This window comes from Dietzia sp. IBK-p2-15D, from assembly GCF_057773105.1.
The window spans coordinates 1-495 of the sequence record NZ_JBYMTK010000050.1; the positions used below are offsets into that span (position 1 = coordinate 1).

Annotated in this window: 1 protein-coding gene; it reads right to left on the bottom strand. The window is 39.0% G+C overall.

Annotation, left to right across the window (positions count from 1 at the left end; translation table 11 throughout):
• Positions 1-147: 147 nt before the first annotated feature.
• Positions 148-495, bottom strand: a 348-nt coding sequence (locus AC3DEV_RS16805) for an EAL domain-containing protein (RefSeq protein WP_488372835.1), incomplete at its 5' end; no start/stop codon positions are given.

Sequence of the window (495 nt, forward strand, 5' to 3'; positions counted from 1 at the left end):
TATTACTATTGTTCATGCTACTAATGGCAATCCAGTCAAAACTTTCACACAATTATAGCAAACAAAAGAATGAACAATAGTAACAAGAGGCAACGAGCTAATTAGCTGTCTATAATTACACCGCACCATGGCCTTGCTGATCAATTTTCACTCAACCACAATCTTCACCTTCGGTTTAGAAAGGATAATTTTGACCAGGTCGATGTATGTAACAGGTTTATAGAAATAATAACCCTGCTGAAATGTGATATTATTTTGGTTCAGATAGTCAAATTGTTCTTTCGTTTCGACACCTTCAGCGACGATACTGATCGAAAGTTTACGCGCCAGATCCAATACACAATCCAGAATTCGGGTTGATGCTGGGTCTGCGTTGACGCGGCCAACGAAACTATGATCAATTTTGATATAATCAATATGCAGGTCATGCAGATAAGAAAGCCCTGAGTAACCAGTACCGAAATCATCCAGCGCGATGACAAAACCATTTTCATG